General features: G+C 73.9%; 8 protein-coding genes. 5 read left to right on the top strand and 3 right to left on the bottom strand.

Annotation, left to right across the window (positions count from 1 at the left end):
* Positions 1-71: 71 nt before the first annotated feature.
* A complete protein-coding gene (locus tag ACFVGO_RS08515) occupies positions 72-1,121 on the bottom strand; it encodes a 2Fe-2S iron-sulfur cluster binding domain-containing protein (protein WP_359903124.1) in 1,050 nt (349 codons plus the stop codon).
* Positions 1,118-2,788: a hydroxylamine reductase gene (hcp, locus tag ACFVGO_RS08510; protein ID WP_359903121.1), complete on the bottom strand. Its 1,671-nt coding sequence runs from the start codon at positions 2,786-2,788 to the stop codon at positions 1,118-1,120. The genes ACFVGO_RS08515 and hcp overlap by 4 nt, the downstream gene beginning before the upstream one ends.
* A 376-nt stretch (positions 2,789-3,164) precedes the next feature.
* On the opposite strand from hcp, the gene ACFVGO_RS08505 reads away from it, so the two are divergent.
* The 3 genes from ACFVGO_RS08505 (at position 3,165) to ACFVGO_RS08495 (ending at position 7,921) form a co-directional block, all read left to right on the top strand.
* On the top strand, positions 3,165-5,936 hold the full coding sequence (locus tag ACFVGO_RS08505) for a SpaA isopeptide-forming pilin-related protein (RefSeq protein WP_380631192.1): 2,772 nt from the start codon (positions 3,165-3,167) through the stop codon (positions 5,934-5,936).
* Positions 5,937-6,091: 155 nt separating this feature from the next.
* Positions 6,092-6,448: a metalloregulator ArsR/SmtB family transcription factor gene (locus ACFVGO_RS08500; RefSeq protein ID WP_359903118.1), complete on the top strand. Its 357-nt coding sequence runs from the start codon at positions 6,092-6,094 to the stop codon at positions 6,446-6,448.
* Positions 6,449-6,583: 135 nt separating this feature from the next.
* A complete protein-coding gene (locus tag ACFVGO_RS08495; protein ID WP_359903115.1) occupies positions 6,584-7,921 on the top strand; it encodes an MFS transporter in 1,338 nt (445 codons plus the stop codon).
* Between the two features lie 226 nt (positions 7,922-8,147).
* Here ACFVGO_RS08495 and ACFVGO_RS08490 read toward each other — a convergent pair whose 3' ends face one another.
* On the bottom strand, positions 8,148-8,642 hold the full coding sequence (locus tag ACFVGO_RS08490) for a universal stress protein (RefSeq protein WP_359903112.1): 495 nt from the start codon (positions 8,640-8,642) through the stop codon (positions 8,148-8,150).
* A 466-nt stretch (positions 8,643-9,108) separates the two neighbouring features.
* Between ACFVGO_RS08490 and ACFVGO_RS08485 the strand changes: the two genes are divergently transcribed.
* A complete protein-coding gene (locus ACFVGO_RS08485) occupies positions 9,109-10,761 on the top strand; it encodes a phospholipase (protein WP_380631162.1) in 1,653 nt (550 codons plus the stop codon).
* 285 nt (positions 10,762-11,046) lie between these two features.
* Positions 11,047-18,612 carry a LamG-like jellyroll fold domain-containing protein gene (locus ACFVGO_RS08480; protein ID WP_380631161.1) on the top strand — a complete coding sequence of 2,522 codons (7,566 nt, stop codon included), beginning with the start codon at positions 11,047-11,049 and terminating at the stop codon, positions 18,610-18,612.
* The last annotated feature ends 192 nt before the right edge of the window (positions 18,613-18,804 follow it).

Genomic DNA, 18,804 nt, shown 5'->3' with positions numbered 1-18,804 from the left:
ACGGACGTCGAGGGCCGCCGCCGATCAGGTCGGTGGCGGCCCGGGCGGGTGAGGGGCGGGGGCGGCGGGGGTCAGGTGGCCAGGAAGCGTTCCCGGTGGATCTGGTCGGACGGTACGCCGGCGAGTGCGGCGGTGTGCAGGACGGCGTCGACCAGGGGTGGCGGGCCGCAGACGTACAGGTCGGGTGTGGTGGTGCCGAGTTCGGGGAGGGCGGCGGCCAGGAGGTCGGCCGGGGTGCCGGTCGGTCCGGACCAGTCGGGGCCCGGCTTCCGGACGCAGATGTCGTACCGGAAGCCGGGCAACTCGGCGGCCACGGCGGCCAGTTCGTTCAGTCCGAAGACGTCCTGCGGTTCGTTGACGCCGAGGAGGAGTCGGGCGGGCTGCGGGTCCTGCCATTCGGCCATCCGGCGGACCATCGCCAGCAGCGGGGCGAGGCCGGTGCCGCCGGCCACGAACCAGCGTGGCCGCAGGCCGGTCTCGTGGAGGCCGAAGGCGCCCTGCGGGCCGCGTACCGTGAGCCGGTCGCCGGGGCGGGCCCGCTCGGCGAGGTACGTGGAGAAGTGCCCGCCGTGCCGCAGCCGGACGAAGAACTCCAGGCGTCCCTCCCAGTTGCCGGTGTTGGCGAGGGAGTACGCGCGCCCGACCTCGTTGCCGGGAGCCTGGAGCTCCATGAACCGGCCCGGGTCGAACTGGCAGTCCGGGTCGTCGAGGCGCAGCTCCAGCCGTACGGTGTCCGGCGTCACCGGCTCCACCGCGGTGAGGGTGGCTTCGCGGACCGGGATGCCGCCGTACAGGATGCGGGACTGCTCGTACGGCAGGGCGGCCGTCAGCGGTCCGCGCGGGAAGGTGCGGCAGAGCAGCACCTCGCCGTGTTCGCGTTCGCCCGGGGGGAGGGCCTGCTCGCTGTGCGGGCCGAGTTCGTACGGGCCGTCGGTGACGGAGGCGTGGCAGGAGCCGCAGGTGCCCCGGCGGCAGGAGGCCGGGAGGGCGGCGCCGGCCTCCGCCGCGGCCTCCAGGACGCTGCGGCCGGGGGCGCAGTCGAACTCCAGCCGGCCGCCGTCGCTGGTGGTGAGGGTGACGGGGTGCGGGCCGGTCGCCTCCGCCGGGTCGGCGGTGCTCATGACGCCGTCCGTTCGAGGGCCGCGGCCAGGTCGGCCGCCGGGTCGCCGATCACCCGCAGGTCGAACCGCTTCACCAGTTCGTCGACCAGGGCGGGGGTCAGGAAGCCGGGCAGCGAGGGGCCGAGGTGGATGTTGCGGATGCCCAGGGCGAGCAGGGTGAGCAGTACGGCGACGGCCTTCTGCTCGGTCCAGGACAGGGCCAGGGTGAGCGGCAGGTCGTCGACCTCGCACTCGAAGGCGTCGGCCAGCGCGGTGGCGATCCGGATGGCGGAGTAGGTGTCGTTGCACTGGCCGAGGTCCAGCAGCCGGGGGAGGCCCGCGATCTCGCCGAAGTCGTGCCGGTTGAAGCGGTACTTGGCGCAGCCGAGGGTGAGCACCACGCTGTCCCGGGGCGCGCCGAGGGCGAAGTCGGTGTAGTAGTCGCGTCCGGGGGTGGGGCCGTCGCAGCCGCCGATCAGGAAGAAGTGACGGATGGTGCCCTGCCGCACGGCGTGGACCACCTGGTCGGCGACCGCGAGCACGGCGTCCCGGCCGAAGCCGACGGTGACGGCCTCCTCCTCGGCGGCGGTCTCCGGGAATCCGGGCAGCGCGTGGGCGGCCTGGATCAGCGGACGGAAGTCGTGGTCGGCGAGGTGCCGGACGCCGGGCCAGCCGACCGGTCCGGCGGTGTAGATCCGGCGGCGGTAGCTGACGTGCGGTTCGATGATGCAGTTGGAGGTCATCAGGATCGGGCCGGGGAAGGCGGCGAACTCCTGCTGCTGGTCCTGCCAGGCGCCGCCGTAGTTGCCGGCCAGGTGCGGGTGGGCCTTGAGCAGCGGGTAGGCGTGGGCGGGGAGCATCTCGCCGTGGGTGTAGACGTTGATGCCCTGGTCCCTGGTCTGCACCAGGACGGCTTCCAGGTCCCGCAGGTCGTGGCCGCTGACCAGGATCGCCTTTCCGGCGACGGGGGTGGTGCGCACCGTGGTGGGCTGCTGGGGGCCGTAGGTGCCGGTGTTGGCGGCGTCGAGCAGTTCGATCGCGGCGAGGTTCAGCCGGCCGAGGCCGACGGCGCGCTCCAGCAGTTCGGCGGGGTCGGTCGGTTCGCCGGCCAGGTAGGCGAGGGCGTCCTCGACGCCGCCGAGGACCTCGGCGCTGCGGCGGCCGAGCACGTCGGCGTGGTGGGCGTAGGCGCAGATGCCCTTGAGCGCGTAGAGGTGGAGCGAGCGGAGCCCGACGACCTCCGGCCCGACGAGGGGGAGTCCGAGGTTCACCCGGACGTCCGGGGCCTGGCCCACCAGCGTCGCCGGGTCCGCCCCGGGGGTCCAGGCGGCGGGCCCGGTGAGCGTCTGCGGCTCCTGGCCGGCGGCGCGCGCGGCCCGCTCGTAGCGCTCCTTGGCCCGGGTGCGGACGCCGACGGCCAGCTGGATCAGGGCGGCGAAGCGGGTGGGGTTGAAGTTGACGTTGGTGAGCGTGGTGAAGACCGCGTACAGGACGAAGGCGGCGGCCTCGTCGTCCGGGGCGCCGAGGGCGCGGGCCCTGGCGGCGTACTGGGAGATGCCCTTGACCGCGTGGATGAGCAGGTCCTGGAGGTCCGAAGTGGGGGAATCCTTGCCGCAGTTGCCGATCGGACCGGCGCAGCCGGGGGTGGTGCCGGTGCGGTCGGTCTGTTCGCACTGGAAGCAGAACATGCGGGTCCTCCGGGGACTCGTGGTGTCGTTCGGGCGAGGCGGCGGGTGGGCCTCGACGCGTCCAGGATGGGGTCAGTGCTGACGGCGCATCAGGGTCGGAGGACCCCAATCCGGGGCCGGGAGACCCTGCCGGTGCACCGGCGCCGGGCCTGCCGTGTCCGTGGGTCCGCCGGGTCCGCGGGTCCTTGGGTGCGCGTCCGATCGGGTGCACCTGACGCAGCGTTCAGACGAAAACACCGGTGGGTCGCCGCCGCTCGGGGCTTCGAGGAGAACACTCCGAGGGTTGTCTTTATGTTCATGTGATGAAAGGACTGACGTGAAGCCCAGTCAGCATCCGACGACCGCCGTCGGCTGGGGACGAAGACTAGGCAGGGTGATGGGATCCGCCCTGGCCCTGACGCTCGTCCCCTTCGGCATGTCGCTCGTCGCACCGACGGCCGCCTACGCGGCAGGCCTCCCGGGAGGCCTCGGGCCCTGCCTGGGCGCGGACTGCCCGGCGACGTTCCCGCCGGTCAACAACGGGCCCTTCGCGGGGCGCGACGCCGGCGTGAACATCTTCGTCGGCGGCGACTTCAACGTCAGCGGCTCGGCCGCCGAGGCCGAGGGGCACGTGGTGACCCTCGGCTCCTTCAGCATGAACAAGGCCGCCGGAGTCAGCTCCGTCTACAACATCGGCATCGTCGGCGTCGGCTCGCGCGTCCCCCCGCCGGACGGGGCCGACTTCCTCACCGCCGGAGGCAACGTCACCGTGGCCCCGGGGCAGTCGCTCCTGGCCGAGGGAGGCGTCGTCCGCTACGCGGGCACGACCACCGGCACCATCACCGGCACCAAGGTCCAGGACCCGCGGGCCGTGGCCGCCTACACGCCGCTGCGCGGCGAGCTGCAGACGGCCAGCGCCTGCTACGCCGGGGTCGGCACGCCCCGCCCCGCCACCGGAACCGCCGTCAACCAGGGGTTCCAGACCCTGTTCACCGGTGACGGCACCTCCGCCCTCCAGGTCTTCAACGTCGACTTCGACATCGTCGGGCGCGGCGGCTCCACCCAGGGCGTCGCGTTCGCCGGAATCCCCGCGAACGCGACCGTGCTCGTCAACCTCGTGGGCGGCGCCCGCACCATCAACACCTACAGCGGAAGCCTCCAGGACACCGACCCCTGGAACCAGCTGCGCGAGCGACTGCTGTGGAACTTCCCCACCGCGACGACCGTCACCCTCACGGGATCGGGGCAGTTCCAGGGCAGCGTGCTGGTCGGCAACCCGGCCAGCACCGCCACGATGAACCTGCCCGGCCTGAACGGACGGTTCTTCACCACCGGCACCCTGCTGCACAACTCCGGTTCGGGCATGACCGGGACCGAGTTCCACGCCTACCCCTTCAACGGCGACCTCCCGGACTGCGGCAACCCCCCGGCTCCCACCGGCTCGACCAGCGTGACGAAGGTCGACTCGGTGACCTCGCAGCCGCTGGCGGGCGCGGTCTTCCAGCTGTGGCGTGAGACCAACGGCGTCGCGGGCCTGCAGACCTCGGGGACCACCCCGGACACCAAGGTGGGCGCCCCCTGCACCACCGGGAGCAACGGCCTCTGCACCACCGCCGACCTGCCGCTGGGCACCTACTACTGGCAGGAGACGGCGGCTCCGCCCGGCTACGACCTGCCGCAGCCCGCGGTGACGACCGTGGTCCTCGACACCAACGGCCAGAACGTCCCGGTCACCGTCCGGGACACCCGGAGCCCGGTCGTCGAGACCGGCTCCACCAGCGTGACGAAGATCGACTCGGCGACCTCGCAGCCGCTGGCGGGCGCGACCTTCCAGCTGTGGCACGAGACCAACGGCGTGCCCGGTCTGCAGACCTCCGGGGCCAACCCCGACACCGCCGTGGGCTCCGCCTGCGTCACCCCCGCGTCGGAAGTCTGCTCGGCGAGCGGCCTGCCGCTGGGCACCTACTACTGGCAGGAGACGGCGCCGCCCCCCGGGTACGAGCTGCCCGAGCTCAACGTGACCACCGTGGTGCTGAGCACCAACGGGCAGAGCACCCCGGTCAACGTCGCCGACACCCCGAACACCGCCCCCACCGGGTCCACCACCGTGACGAAGACCGACGCCGGTACGGGGCAGCCGCTGGCGGGCGCGGTCTTCCAGCTGTGGCGCGAGACCAACGGCGTGCCCGGTCTGCAGACCTCCGGGGCCAACCCCGACACGGCCGTCGGCTCCCCGTGCGTCACCCCGGCGTCGGGCGTCTGCTCGGCGGACGGCCTGCCGCTGGGCACCTACTACTGGCAGGAGGTCTCGCCGCCCGACGGGTACGAGCTGCCCGAGCTCAACGTGACCACCGTGGTGCTGGACATGAACGGGCAGCACACCCCGGTCGGCGTCGCCGACACCCAGACCACCGCTCCCACCGGTACCACCGGCGTCACCAAGGTCGACTCCGCCACCGGGCAGCCGCTGGCGGGTGCCTCCTTCCAGCTGTGGCGCGAGAGCAACGGCGTGCCCGGTCTGCAGACCTCCGGGGCCAACCCCGACACCGCCGTGGGCTCCGCGTGCGTCACGCCGGCGTCGGGCGTCTGCTCTGCGGACGGCCTGCCGCTGGGGACGTACTACTGGCAGGAGACGGCGGCTCCGCCCGGCTACGACCTGCCGCGGCCCGCGGTGACGACGGTGGTCCTCGACACCGGTGGGCAGAACATCCAGGTGACCGTCCGGGACGGGAGGACGCCCGCCCCGAACGGGTCGACCTCCGTCACCAAGGTCGACGCCGGTACGGGCCGGCCGCTGGCGGGCGCGGTCTTCCAGCTGTGGCGCGAGAGCAACGGCGTGCCCGGTCTGCAGACCTCCGGGGCCAACCCCGACACGGCCGTCGGCTCCCCGTGCGTCACGCCGGCGTCGGGTGTCTGCTCCGCGAGCGGTCTCCCGCTGGGCACGTACTACTGGCAGGAGGTCTCCGCGCCCGAGGGCTACAGCCTGCCGCAGCACCCGGTGACCGAGGTCGGGCTGAGCAAGGACTGCCCGTGCGTGGCGATCACGGTGGAGGACAGCAAGTGCCCGCCGCCGCCGTGCCCGCCCACCCCCTGCCCGCCGGGCGACGAGTGGAGTCCGTACGTGCGCTACACGCCCGTGCCGGGCTTCCTGTGGGGCATGAACGCGTGAGCTCGTGACCGCGCGAGCTCGTCATCGCGTGAGCTCGTGACCGCGTGAGACGACGACCCGGCCGGAGGAGCCCATGGCGGCCCCTCCGGCCGGGCGGTGCCCGGGCCGGTGTCGCGGCGCTTCGGCAGGCCGGCCCGGGGCCCTACGATGGCGCCATGAGCGGGAGCCTTCGGATATCAGGTGCACACCATGCGCAGGAGCATCGGGACGACGAGCGGCTGGAGGCCGCGGCCGGCATCCTGGCGCTGCTCGCGGACCGCACCCGGCTCGCCCTGCTCCAGCGGCTGAGCGCCGGTGAAGCCGACGTGACCACGCTGACCGAGGCGACCGGGGCCCCCCGGACGTCGGTCAGCCAGCACCTCGGCAAGCTCCGGCTGGCCGGCCTGGTCACGACCCGCAAGGACGGCAGGCGCGTCGTCTACGCGCTGCGCCACGGCCACCTGCGCCGGCTGGTCGACGAGGCGCTGAGCGTCGCCGACCACCAGCTCGGCGAGCTCCCCCCGCACGACTGACCCGTACCCTCCGGCTCCGCGGCCCGTGCCCTCCGGGGTGCGGGCCGCCTTTTCGTCAACATGTGCACATGCGTGCACATGTTGACCTATCCTGGTCGTGTCGTCCTGCCGCGCCCAGTCCGAGCGGGGTCCTCCATGCTGTCCGTGCTGCGCAACCGCACCTATCTGCACCTGTTCGCCGCCCAGATCGTCGCCCTGGTGGGCACCGGCCTCGCCACCGTCGCGCTCGGCCTCCTCGCGTACGACCTCGCCGGAGCGGACGCCGGATCGGTGCTCGGCACCGCACTGGCGATCAAGATGCTCGCGTACGTCGGCATCGCCCCGGTGGTCACCGCGCTGGCCCACCGCATCCCGCGCCGACGCCTGATGGCCGCCTCCGACCTCACCCGGGCGGGCGTCGCCCTCACCCTGCCCTTCGTCACCGAGGTGTGGCAGGTCTACGTCCTGATCTTCGTGCTGCAATCCGCCTCGGCGGCCTTCACCCCGGCCTTCCAGTCGGTGATCCCCGAGGTGCTGCCCGAGGAGCGCGCGTACACCCGCGCCCTGTCGCTGTCCCGGCTCGCCTACGACACCGAGAGCCTGGTCAGCCCGGTGCTCGCGGCCGCCCTGCTCGCGCTGATCAGCTACAACTGGCTGTTCTGGGGCACCGCCGCCGGGTTCCTCGCCTCCGCCGTCCTGGTGCTCTCCGCCGCCCTGCCGAAGCGGGTCCGGCCGGAGCCGGTCGGGCAGGGCGGCCCGGAGCCGGTCCGGTCGAAGCGGGACCGGTCGAAGCGGGACCGGGCGCGGCCCGGTGGGGGCGTCCTCGCCCGGTCCGTCCGCGGCACCCGGCTGTTCCTCGCCGTGCCCCGGCTGCGCGCGATGCTCGCCCTGGACCTCGCGGCGGCCGCGGCCAGTGCGATGGTGATCGTCAACACCGTCGTCTACGTCCGCGGCCCGCTCGGCCGCCCCGCCACCGACGTCCCGATCGCGCTCGGCGCCTACGGGGCCGGGTCGATGGTCGTGGCGCTGCTGCTGCCCCGGGTGCTGGACCGGCTGCCGGACCGGACCGTCATGCTCCCGGCGGCCTTCGGCATCGTCGGCCTCTTCGCCCTGCTCGCCGCGCTGACCGCCGCCGGGCCGGGCGCCTGGCGCTGGCCCGTCCTGCTCGCCGTCTGGGCGGCGTTCGGCGCGGTCGGCTCGCTGATCCTCACCCCCACCGGCCGGGTCCTGCGCGACTCGGTGGCCGCCGAGGAGCTTCCCGCCGTCTTCGCCGCCCAGTTCTCCCTCTCCCACGGCTGCTGGCTGCTCACCTACCCCCTGGCCGGCTGGCTCGGCGCCACCCTGGGCCTCACCGCGGCCTCCGTCGCCCTCGGCGCCGTGGCCCTCGCCTCCGGTGTACTCGCCGCCCGCGCCTGGCGCGCGGTGCCCGGGACGACGGGCCCGGCCGCGGTGGCGGCGAGCGGGAAACGCGGCGGCGCCACCGTCCCCGGCTGACCGGACGGACACCTGGTGTGCCGGTGCCGACCCGCGTGTCCTGGAAGGCGGGCAGCGCCTCGCCGTCCGGCGTGACGGCCGCGGGCGGGATCGATCTCGTGGCGGGGCGGTCGCACCGGGTGCTCCGCGACCCGGCGAACGCCACCCCGCGCACGGTGACCACGGAGACGCCGGCCTTCCCCGGCGCACGTGTGCGGGCCCTCGACGGGACGCCGGGCGCAGGGGTTCACCCGGGCGCGGTGCCGGGCTCGGGCGGTACGACGACGACGGGGAGGTGGGCGTGGTGGACGATCTCGGTGCTGGTCGAGCCGAGGGCGAGCCGGCCCCAGCGGCCGGCACCGCGGGTGCCCACCACCAGCAGGCCGGCGTCCCGGCTCTCCTCCAGCAGGACCTGAGCCGGGCGGCCGTGCTCGCAGCGCACCTCGACCTCGACGTACGGTTCGCCGACCTGCTGTCGAAGCTCCTCGACCAGGTCCGTCACCTCCCGGGCGACGGCGTCGTGCAGATGCGGCTCCGGATCGCCGCTCGGGCGGAACCAGCCCGTCATGGCCCGGTCCGGCGGATCGGCGTGTCGGCCGCCGAAGGCGCAGACGGCCCGTACGCCCACTCTCCGCAGCTGTGCCTCGCGAAGGGCGAAGAGCACGGCCCTGCGGGCGTGCTCCGAGCCGTCCGTACCGACGACGATCGGCCCGGCGGGACTTGACGCGGGTGAGCTGTTCACGGGGACCTCCAGGAGGTGAGGCCTGGCAGCGGACCGACAGGCTCGGCGGATCCGGTGGATCGGTGGATCGGTGAATCGGTGAATCGGCGACTCGGCGACTCGGTGAATCGGCGGATCCGGGGAGGCGCGGAGACCGGCGCGTCCACTGCTTTCATGATCCTCCAGCAACGGCGCGGCGGCATGTCCGTGCTCCTCCGTCGGCCGGGCCGGGCCGGACCGCGCTGCGCGCCGACCGCCGCCCGCGGCGTGATCTCCCCGGGCGGCGAACAGCTGCCGGACGGCTGCTCGGCTGCTCGGCCGGCGGCGTCGGTGCAGCTCAGGGGCGTGGGCCGGATCCCGCCGGGGTCGGCCGGCCCCGTCCACGCTCTTGTCATGCCCAAGTTTGACGGCCTGTTACCAGCCGGTAGTCTCTGGGTGTCTCGTAGGCGAACAGCACGACGCCTGCCATGTTCTGAAGGATCCTCACGTGTACCGTCCCGGCTCCCGCCGACCCCGCCGCGCTCTGCGCGGTGCCCTCGCCGCCGTCGCGGCCAGCACCCTGCTCACCGTCCTGCCGGCCGCGCCGTCCCACGCCGACCCCGCGCCCGCGCAGGGCACGGACACCGCCCACCTCGACGCCGTCGAGCGGGTGCTGCGCCAGGTGTCGCCCGGCCTGGAGGGCACGGTCTGGCAGCGCACCGACGGCAACGCCCTGGCCGGCGCCGACCGGGCCGGCGGCCCCGCCGGCTGGCTGTTCCAGACGCCCGCCTGCTGGGGCGACGCCACCTGTGCCGACCGGCCCGGCACCCGCGCGCTGCTCGCGAAGATGACCGCCGACGTCTCCGCCGCCACCCGTACCGTCGACGTCTCCAGCCTCGCGCCGTTCCCCGACGGCGGATTCGAGGAGGCCCTGGTCGCCGGGCTCAAGGCCTCGGTCGCCGCCGGGCACCGCCCGGTCGTGCGCATCCTGGTCGGCGCGGCGCCGCTGTACAATGCCAACGTGCTGCCGTCGCGCTACCGGGACGAGCTGGTCGCCGAGCTCGGACCGGCCGCCTCCTCGGTCAGCCTCAACATCGCCTCGATGACCGCCTCGCGCACCGCCTTCTCCTGGAACCACTCCAAGCTCCTGGTGGTCGACGGGCGCACCGTCCTCACCGGCGGCATCAACGGCTGGAGCAAGGACTACCTCGACACCGCGCACCCCGTCTCGGACGTCGACCTCGCGCTCACCGGCCCCGCCGCGACCTCCGCCGGCCGCTACCTGGACACCCTGTGGGAGTGGACCTGCGGCCGGACCGGCCTGCTCGACAACGCGTGGTTCGCCTCCTCGGACGGTGGCGCCTGCCGCCCCTCGATCGAACGCGAGCTCAACCCGCCCGCCCCCGCCGCCGGGAACGTCCCGGTGATAGCCGTCGGCGGCCTCGGCGTCGGCATCAAGGACGCGGACCCCTCCTCCCGCTACCAGCCCGGTCCCGTCCCCGGGGCGGCGGACGCCAAGTGCGGCCCGCTGACCCTGCACGACAACACCAACGCCGACCGCGACTACGAGACCGTCAACCCCGAGGAGAACGCCCTGCGCGCCCTGGTCGGCAGCGCCCAGCGGCACGTCGAGATCTCCCAGCAGGACCTGAACGGCACCTGTCCGCCGCTCTCGCGCTACGACTCCCGGCTCTACGACACGCTGGCCGCCAAGTTGGCCGCCGGCGTCAAGGTGCGGATCGTGGTCAGCGACCCGGCCAACCGGGGCACCGTGGGCAGCGGAGGCTACTCGCAGATGAAGTCCCTCGCCGAGATCAGCGACGTCCTGAAGGCCCGGCTCACCTCGCTCACCGGCGACCAGGGCAAGGCCGCCGCGGCCCTCTGCGGCAACCTCCAGCTCGCCTCCTTCCGCGCCGCCCCCACCGCCACCTGGGCCGACGGGCACCCGTACGCGCTGCACCACAAGCTGGTCTCGGTCGACGACTCGGCCTTCTACATCGGCTCGAAGAACCTGTACCCGGCCTGGCTGCAGGACTTCGGCTACATCGTCGAGAGCCGCGACGCGGCCGCGCAGCTCGACCGCGACCTGCTCGGGCCCGAGTGGCAGTACTCGCAGGCCGCCGCGACCGTCGACTGGTCCACCGGGACCTGCCGCGCCTGACGCCCGGTGCCTGATGCCTGACGCCTGATGCCTGCCGTCCGGCCGGCGGGCTCCCCGCTCCGGAATCCCGGGGCGGGGGCCCGCCCTCCGCGGTCGCGCGCCGCGGGCGACGAGCGGTGATTCGACTTCCCGTTCGAGAGGTGGAAGAGCGGTGGCGTGATCACCCGTGTGTCATGGCGCGAAAGCATCTTGATGGACCGTCACGGCCGGTGAGAGCGTGGACACGATCCGTGTTGATCGTGTGGCCGCCGGTGACCCCGCGGCCACCGGGTGTGAGGTGGAAGCTTGACGGAGACGCAGCACCTGGCGAAGGTCTACAGCGACCGCGCCTACGTGCACACCACGACCGTGCGGCACCAGGGCAGCACGGTCGCGTTCGCGATGGACGACCAACGGCGCATCGTCTACAGCGTCCTGGACCTGTCGCAGCACGACGAGGCGAAGGGCGAGGCCGACGCGGCGTACTGGTCGGAGGACCCGCTGCAACTGCGCTTCCCCTCCGAGGTGGCGCGGGTCGGCTACGCGGTGGCGGGCACGGTGCGGATGCCCGTCGTCAAGCGCGGCGGGCGGGTCGAGGCGGACGCGGCGGAGCGGCTGGACGAGCAGGAACTGGACCGGTTCCTGTCCAGCACCGCGCGGCTCGGCGCCGCCGCCCCCTTCCACGTCCTCTCCGACGGCACCCACCTGTACGTGCTGCGCCAGTCGGTGCGCGCCGACCACCCCGACGCGGTGTTCCGGCTCGCCGACGGCGCCGGCTCCTCGGGCGACCCGGCGCGTACCGACCACCTGGCCAAGGGCGGCGAGGCCAAGGTCCCGGTGGTCGACGCCACCCTGCTGTGCGACCGCTTCGTCCTGGCCGGCGGCGAGTTGAAGCCGGTGCTGGAGGTCCGCTACCGGCGCAGCCGGCACAAGGGCCGCCCGGACTCCGCCAAGGACAGCCTCGGCACCCAGGACATGGAGGGGCAGCCGTTCGTCGAGCCCACCCAGGAACTGTCCTTCGTCCGCAACCTCTCCGAGGGCCGCTTCACCGCCCTGCTGGTCCCCACCGCCGTGCACGGCCGGGAGCGCTGGCAGGTCTTCGCGCACAACGACGCCACCGGCCGGATCGACGGCTTCAGCGTCGAGCGCAGCCGGGACGGCCTGTTCAACACCCAGGGCACCCAGGCCTGGACCAGCCCCGACCCGCGCTACCGCAGCGCCGTCCACGAGGGCGCGCCCGGCACCTGCCCGTTCACCGGCAGGCCGCTGGTGCCCGCGGCGGGCGAGGGCGGCCGCGCCGGGACGGCGCTGCGCTTCGACGGCGTCGACGACGTGGCCGAACTGCCGAGCAGCGCCCTCGACCTGGCCGACCGCGACTTCACGGTGGAGTTCTGGGCCCGGCGCACCGCCACCGGCGGCCGCGAGGACTTCCTGATCGGCCACGGCGCCTCCAAGGGGGTCCGGCTGCGCACCCTGCACATCGGCTTCCGCCCGGACGACACCTTCACCTTCGCCTTCTTCCACGACGACCTGGACCTGCCGCAGCGCTGGACGGACACCGACTGGCACCACTGGGCCTGCGTCTTCGTCCGGGACACCCGCGAGCAGATCGTCTACCGCGACGGCGTCGAACTCGGCCGCCGCACCACGGACATGCCGTACGCCGGCCTCGGCGGGCTCACCCTGGGGCGTGGTGCGCGGTCGTTCGGGCGCGCGGAACTGGACGAGGTGCGGATCTGGCTCCGCCCGCGCGGCGGTGCGGAGATCGCCGCCGACCGCGGCCGGCGCCTGATCGGCAACGAGCCGGGCCTGGCCGCCTACTACCGCTTCGACGAGGGCTCCGGCGCCACGCTGCACGACCAGACCGACCACGCCCGGCACGCCGCGCTGAGCGGCGGACCCGCCTGGGTCACCTCCGAGGCCCCGGTCGGCGAGGACCCCGGGGTGAGCCGCAGCAGCTTCGCCTTCACCGGGCGCCGGGTGGTCTCCGGCCTGTCCGCGCTGCTGCACCACCAGCAGGAGACCGCGCCGGCCGGCTACGAGCGGACGGCCAAGCCGGTCAAGCGCCAGGCCAGGGTGCTGCTCGCCTGCACCACCGGCGGGCCCGACCCGGTGACCGGCGCCGCCACCGAGGAGGCCTACGTCGCCACCGTCGACCTGGGCGTGGGCCGGGACGGCCGGCTGGCGCAGGTCCCGGAGGAACTGGCCCTGCCGGTGCTGGCCGCTCCGGAGTCCAGCGGGAACGTGGAGGCGGCCGGCGAGGTGGACGCCCAGGTGGCCCGGCTGACCCGGGACATCGCGGGCACCGAGGCCGAGATCACCCGCCTCCAGCTGGAGACCGCGGAGATCCCGGACATCGAGCGCCAGCGGGCCGAGGCGCGCGCCACGCTGGAGAACGACGTCACCAACTGGCGCTACCGGCTGCGGTTCAAGCTGCAGAGGGACGGCAAGGACCAGTACCTCGCGGTGGACGGCAACCGCAAGGACGCCGTCGCCCCGCTGGTGCGCACCGCCGACCGGCAGGCCGCGTCGACGATCTGGACCTTCGAGCCGACCGGCACCACGCTCAACGGCGTCACCTGCTACTTCGTCCGGAACGCCAACTCCGGGCTCGACATGAACGTCGCGGGCCGTGAGACCGGCAACGACGCCCGCATCATCCAGTACGACCGGGAGGCCGACAACGACTCCACCCACTTCGCGCTCGACACCTGGAACGGCACCGGCCTGGTGGTGCGCCGCAGCAGCAGGCTGGTCGCCGCCCGGGACAGTCAGGGCGACCGCATCGTCCAGTACGACTACTCGACGGCGAACGCCTCCGGCGAGGGCGTCCTGGCCCTGGAGCGGATCGACAGCTCGCTGAGGACCAGCCCCGCCACCGACCGGCTGAACCAGCGGATCTCCGAACTCGGCCGGCGCCTGGAACTGCTCGCCGTCAAGCAGGACCGGCTCGCCCAGCTGCGCCGCGACCTGGCCGCCCAGCAGGCCGGACTCGCGGCCAAGCAGGAGGAGCTGGGCCGGCTCACCGGCGGGGTGCGCGGATCCGACGACATCGCCCTGCCGGTGCCCCAGCTCACCGTCGACCGCACCGGGCTGAGCGGGTCCGGCGCGCTGCTGGGCTTCGCCCGCGCCGCCGACCGCCCGTTCCTGCTGGACAGCGCCACCGGCAACGTGGTGCTCTACTTCCGGGGCGGGAACGGCCAGTTCTTCGCCGCCTACTACGACACCCAGGTGCTGCGCTCCTCCCGGCAGCTGCCCTCCGGCGGACGGACGGTCTCCTTCACGGCCCGGGACGCGGCCACCGATCTCGGCCCGACCGGGATCACCGTCGAAGCCGGGGACGGGCCGGCGCAGGTCACCCTGACGATCCGGCACGACGGGCAGACCGAGAAGTGGTCCCATCTGCCGCGCCGGGCCGAGGACTTCGCCGCGGTGGTGAACGGCGCGGCCGAGCAGCCCGTCACGATCGGCACGGTGCTGCGGATCGACGGCGACGTGGTGCAGTTCACCGAGGGCACCCTCGCCCCGCTGGCCGGCCCCGGTTTCGTGACCGTCGGCGGCCACGGCTTCCGCTTCGACGGCAGCCACCCGGCCGGGTCGAAGTCGCTGCGCCTGGGCGCGGGTGCGGAGCCGACCCTGCTGACGCCCGGGATGAGCGTGCAGCGGGTGCGCTACGACCACCGCTGGTCCGAGTCCTCGCAGCCCGGCAGCACCCTCGCCGAGGGCTCCCGGCTGATCACCGTCGACCCCGGCGGCCTGGCCGAACTGCCGCTGGGCAGCGCGGACGGGCTGGTGCGCGGCCACAGCGGGCGCTGGCGGGCCGACATGCCGGGCCGCGCCTACGCCTTCGACGGCAAGGGCCGCTTCCTCGCCCTGCCCGCCGGGCAGCTGCCCCGGGCCACGACCCCGGGCGACCTCACCCTGGAGGCCTGGATCAACCCGGAGCGGGTCGAGGGGCCGGTGCGGCTGCTGCACGCCAACGCCGGGGACACCCCGTACGGCCTCGGGCTGCTCGGCACCCGGGGGACGTCCGGGCTGGTCTTCGACGGCACGGACGACGCCGCGGTGGTGCCCGGTGCCTTCGGCTTCGGCGACGGCGACTTCACGGTGGAGTTCTGGGCCCAGCGCACCATGATCGACTCCCGGGACCACTTCGTGCTCGGCCACAGCGGAGACCAGGGGCGGGCCGACGAGAGCCTGCACATCGGCTTCCGCTCGAACGGCCGTTTCACCTTCGCCTTCTACGGCGACGACCTGGACACCACCCAGGTGTTCGGCGACACCAAGTGGCACCACTGGGCCTGCGTCTTCCAGCGCGAGACCCGCCAGCAGGTGATCCACCTGGACGGCCGGGAGATCGCCCGGCGCACCGCCAACGCCCCGTACCGCGGGCAGGGCCGCCTCTCGCTGGGCACCGTGCTCTGCTGGCCCCGCGAGTTCGCCTCCGTCCGGCTGGACGAGGTCCGGCTCTGGTCCAGGGCCCGCGGCGGGGACGAGCTCCGGGCCGACCAGGGGAAGCGGCTGAAGGGCACCGAGTCCGGACTGCTCGGCTACTGGACGTACTCCGCGCCCGCCTCCGGTGCGCAGCCCGTCCTGGCCGACCGCTCCGGCAACAACCGCGACGCCGAGCTGCGCGGCATGCCGACCCCCGTCCCGGCCCGCTCACCGGTCGCCGACGGCGGCTACCGGGCCGTCGCGGCCGTCGGCGACCGCCGGGTGGTCAGCCGGGAGACCTTCCCGCTGCGCGAGTGGAGCCACCTCGCCCTGGCCTACCAGCAGTCCTGGGCAGTCGAGTTGACCGGCGACGCCCACCTCGAAGTCCCGGACGACGACGCGCTGGACATCGCCGACGACCTGACCCTGGAGGTGTTCGCCCGCGTCGACCGGCTCGGCGAGACCCAGGGCCTGCTCTCCAAGGGCCGCACCGCCGACGGCGTCGGCGGCAGCGTGCCGTACCGGCTGGCCGTCCTCCCGGACGGGCGGCTGGAGTTCGCCTTCGAGGAGCCCGACGGCCGCGCCGTGCGCTTCACCTCCACCGAGGGCGTGACGGCCGGGCGCTTCCACCGCATCGCCGTGGTCCGCAAGGGCGGCCGCTCCATGCAGGAGCAGAAGGGCACCCAGCAGATCACCGCCACCGGCGCCGACGGCAAGCCGGTCACCCGGAGCGTCGAGCTGGTCGAGTCGCTCGCCGTGCGCGAGTGGCAGGACATCCGCTTCCACCTGGACGGCCGGGAGATCGGCGCCGGCCGCTACGAGGGCTCCGGGCCGCGCGGCAACGACGCGCCGCTGGAGCTCGGCCGGGCCCGCGAGGGCGCCACCGTCCAGCAGCTGACCGGGGTGCTCGCCGAGGTCCGGATCTGGGGCGCCGCCCGGGACGCCGCCCGGCTCGGCACCCCCGTCACCGCCCGCGACCGCGGCCTGGTCGCGCACTGGCGCTTCGAGGAGAACGCGGGCGGCACCACGGCCGACGCCACCGGCTCGCACCCGGCCCGACTGCGCGGCGCCCGCTGGGTGCGCAACCCCGACCCGCGCGGCAGCGTCTTCCGCCTGTACCGCAACGGCGTCGCCGTGGCCTGCGACCCGGACGGCACCCCTGGCCTGCCCGACACCACCGCCTTCGCCGCCGCCGGCGACCCGCAGCTGACCCTGGGCGCCGTGCTCAAGGACGGCAAGCCCGCCGAGGCGTTCGCCGGCGTGCTGGAGGAGGTGCGGATCTGGCGCACCGCCCGCACCCACGAGCAGCTGCTGGACAACCTGTTCACCCGGCTCAAGGGCGAGAAGGAGGACCTGGTCGCCTACTGGCCGTTCGACCGGGACTCCACCGAGGCGGGCGCCGCCCAGGTCCGCGACGAGGGCCTGCGCGGCAACCACCTGGAACTCGGCCCGGAGGCCACCCGCCCGCGCACCGTGCTGTCCAGCGCGCCGGTCTCCAACGACGCCGCCCAGGTCCGCTCCGCCCTGGCCGGCCTGCGCACCCCGTTCCACCAGAGCATCGGCGCCGCACCGGCCGTCGCCGAGTACGCCGACATGCAGTACGGCTCGCGCGGCGAGGCGTTCGGCGTCCTCAAGCGCGCCTACAGCTACCTCCAGGACGGCCGCTGGCACCTGATCACCGGCTACAAGGTCGGCGAACTGGTCAGCGAATGGGTCAGCCAGATCCAGTTCGACCCCCAGCTGATCGGCTACGTCGAGGGCGCCCCGCCGATCCCCTCGGAGAACCTCACCGCGGGCCTGACCGACCCCGGCGGCGACACCTTCGAGGGCGCCTCCACCGTCAAACTCACCGAGGCCGAACAGGTCGTCCGCTCGCTGTCCTCCGCCAAGGAGCGCAGCGTGGACGCCGCCTTCGGCTTCGCGCTCTCCAACGAGGTCGACGTCGACGTCTGGATGATCACCGCCCCGCTCGGCTTCGGCATCGCCAAGTCCATCGCCAAGGGCGGCGTCTCGGCGAGCGTGCGCGGCAACCTGGAGTTCTCCAACAGCTGGGCCGAGGACACCTCCGTCTCCCAGGGCGAGAACACCGCCCGGACCACCAAGGTCGCGCTCACCGGCCACTGGGAGGACCCGGGCCGGGTGCTCAACCCCACCGCCGGGCGGCGGTACGTCCCGGCCAACACCGGCTTCGCCGTCGTCCAGTCGCAGACCGCCGACGTCTTCGCGCTGCGCCTGGCGCACACCGGCTCCCTCGTCGCCTACCGCATCCAGCCCAACCCGGACATCCCCAAGGACTGGAACGTCGTCCCCTTCCCGATCAACCCGCGCTACACCAAGCAGGGCACCCTGGACGGCACCGTCGGCTTCGACGAACGCGGCAAGGTCGCCGACCCGGACTACCGGGGCGCCCGCGAACGGGGCGAGTACAGCTACTTCAAGCCCCGCGAGGCGTACGCGCTCAAGCGCCGCATCCAGCGCGACCAGCAGCGCCTGCACAGCTACTACGACAGCGTCTCCACCGAGACCCACGCCCCCGACCCGCTCGCCCAGCGGGCCGGCCGGGTGCTCGGCGGCGCCATCGGCGCGGACGCCTCGCCGGCCCGCGGCCGGGACACCGCCGACAGCGCCACCGGACAGGGCTTCTCCCGGCGCGACCTGGTCAACACCTACGTGTGGACGGCCGCCGGGGGCTTCTTCGCCGAGACCACCGAGACCACCGACGTGGTCAGCGAGACCACGGCCGGCTCGTACTCGCTCTCCGGCTCCGTGGGCACCTCGATCGGCACCTCCTTCCAGATCGCCGGCATCGGCGTCGGCGCCCAGCTCGACGCCTCCGTGGGCGGCGGGATGACCGCCACCCGGGCCCGGGGCAAGGAGGCCACCCGCTCCTTCGGACTGGAGGTGGAGGTCGCGCCCAGCGGCAACCTGCAGAGCTACGACACCGACCGCAACCCGGTCTTCGACCGGGACGGCAACCCCGTCAAGGTGCCGGGCAAGGTGGACGCCTACCGCTTCCTCAGCTTCTACCTCGGGGAGGACAGCGAACACTTCGACAGCTTCTTCCACAAGGTCGTCGACCCGGTCTGGCTGGAGAACGGACACGACCCCAACGCGGCGGCGCTGCGCCAGGCCCGACAGGCCGACCGCAAGCCGCCGTGCTGGCGGGTCCTGCACCGGGTCACCTTCGTCAGCCGGGTCCTGCCCGACATCCCGCCGGCCGACGCGCCGGCGCTGGAGAAGGCCATGCGACAGCTGGACGTGGAGAGCAACTACGAACTCGTCCGCCGCCTCGACCCGTACGTGAAGTCCGCCGCCACCGGACTGCCCGAACTGGCCGAGGCCACCCGCACGACGCTCGCCCGGGAGCTGCCCGAGCTGCTCCCGCACGCGGACGACGTGATCGGGTTCCTCGCCCAGTACTACGGCGTGGAGGCCTGAGCCCGAGGTCCTGGTGCGGGCGGGCCCGTTCCGCGGCGCCCGCACCAGGACCGGACCCCGGGTCCGTCCGCCGCGCCCGCGCGTGGTCGATGGCGCGCCCCTGCCCCCCTCCGCCCGGCCCCCGCTTCCCATCTGGCGGGGGTGGTATGGGTAACGGTGGCTACTCCTGCAACAACGCCTTCCTTACACCCC

Source organism: Kitasatospora sp. NPDC057738 (assembly GCF_042798815.1).
GTDB lineage: Bacteria > Actinomycetota > Actinomycetes > Streptomycetales > Streptomycetaceae > Kitasatospora > Kitasatospora lactacystinica.
Note: the sequence above shows the minus strand (reverse complement) of the source record. Positions and strands in the feature narration are given on the sequence as shown.